This window comes from Thermogutta sp., assembly GCF_014359955.1.
Classification (GTDB): Bacteria; Planctomycetota; Planctomycetia; order Pirellulales; family Thermoguttaceae; genus Thermogutta.
This window is the reverse complement of the sequence record NZ_JACIYL010000894.1, coordinates 1-1678: the sequence shown is the minus strand read 5'-3', so window position 1 is coordinate 1678 and position 1678 is coordinate 1. Positions and strand designations below refer to the sequence as shown.

Annotated in this window: 2 protein-coding genes; both read left to right on the top strand. The window is 58.8% G+C overall.

The window, feature by feature from the left end; genetic code table 11:
* Nucleotides 1-768 (top strand): chorismate synthase (locus H5U08_RS17990; protein WP_297036282.1); only part of this gene is annotated, 768 nt, incomplete at its 5' end.
* 50 nt (nucleotides 769-818) lie between these two features.
* Nucleotides 819-1678 (top strand): hypothetical protein (locus H5U08_RS17985; RefSeq protein ID WP_297036279.1); only part of this gene is annotated, 860 nt, incomplete at its 3' end.

Genomic DNA, 1678 nt, shown 5'->3' with positions numbered 1-1678 from the left:
TCCGCTCTTCAGATCGACGTTTTGGGTTACGTCGTCCAGATTGGACCGGTCCAACTGCCTCCTCGGCCGGGAACGCTGGCAGAACTTCGGAGCATTCGAGACGGGAGCGAACTGTATTCCCTTTGCCCAGAAAAAGACCCCGACGCCAAACAGCTCATCGACGCCTGCCAGAAACGAGGCGATACCCTGGGGGGAATCGTGGAAGTCCGCGTGGAAAATCTACCATTCGGCCTGGGCACCCACGCGCAGTGGGATCGGAAGTTGGACGGCCGACTGGCGGCAGCGGTGATGGCGATTCAGGCGATCAAGGGTGTCGAGATTGGACTGGGCTTCGAGGCCGCCCGGCGTTTCGGGTCGGAAGTCCACGACCCCATTCTGTTCGATCCCGCGCGAATCCACGAACGGTGCTTCGGGTTCGTTCGGCCAACCAACAATGCGGGAGGCCTTGAAGCGGGGATGACCAACGGTCAACCATTGGTTGTCCGAGCGGCCATGAAACCGATCAGCACCCTCGCTCGCCCCCTGGAATCGGTGAATCTGCGCACCAAACAGCCGGAGCAGGCGGCCTACGAGCGCAGCGATGTCTGCGCGATTTCCGCTGCCAGTGTCATCGTGGAGAACGTCGTGGCGTTTGAAATCGCTGCCGCTGTGATCGACAAATTTGGTGGCGACCATATCGAGGAAATCCAGCAGCGCATGCAACTCTTTGAGAAAATGGTCCGCGAGCGGCTGCAACTGGAAAAGCCCCCGGAGGTTCCTGACCAATAAATCCTGCAGCGTAATAGCGTGAGCGTCGTGTCAGGGCAAGGAGGCCGATCATGGAGAACACACTCGTCAAAAAGCTGTTAGCGACCAGCCTCCTGTTTATCTGGGTCGTTCCCACGCTCGTCATTTGCAGCAGTGCGTGGATGACTAGGAGGGCGGCGGTCCCCGTGTCGTCAGCCGATCGGCTTGCCCTGCTTTTCGGGACAAATCTTCACATTGAATCAGTGCAACGTCCACGGCCAGGGATTCTGCGACTGAAAAATGTGCGGCTCTCTTTCCCGGGCACCGAAGCGCCCATTTTACATGCAACCAGTCTCACGCTGAGCTCCCATTCCGACCGAGATATCTGGCTTGTGGAAAACGCGGTGACAACCTGTGACGGTTTGCGGTTCCTGCGGCAGGAACTGGAAAACCGAATTTTCTTACTGGTGGCGGAGCATCGACAGGTTTCCCTCTCGTGCGAGGAACTGATCATTCGAGAGGAAAAAGGCCGGCCACCCCAACATGGTGAGAAAAGCGAAACGAATTTCGAGATTGCGGGCCCCCCCGTTTGGACGGGACGGCTCGAGGTTGAGTTCGAACCCAGCGTCTGCAAACTTCATGTGAGACTCTTCGACAGGAGCAGCGCCAATGTATCGGGCGCATCGCTCCACGGCCCCGCGGAGTCGCCCGATTCGCCGAGCGCAACCGCCCACGCCACGGCACTCCTCGAATGGAGTCTGTGGGGGACGCCAGAAGGGATCTCCGAACGCCTTGCGGTCAACGCGTCTCTCCCATTGTCACTCGTCGAGCCGTGGCTCCCTACATCCGTCCTCAACGCCCAATGGCATTGTCACCTGACAAAAAATCGGTACTCGGGCGGTTTTCAGGGCCCAACCGTAACACTCGCTGTCGGTCAGATGTTTCCCCCAAA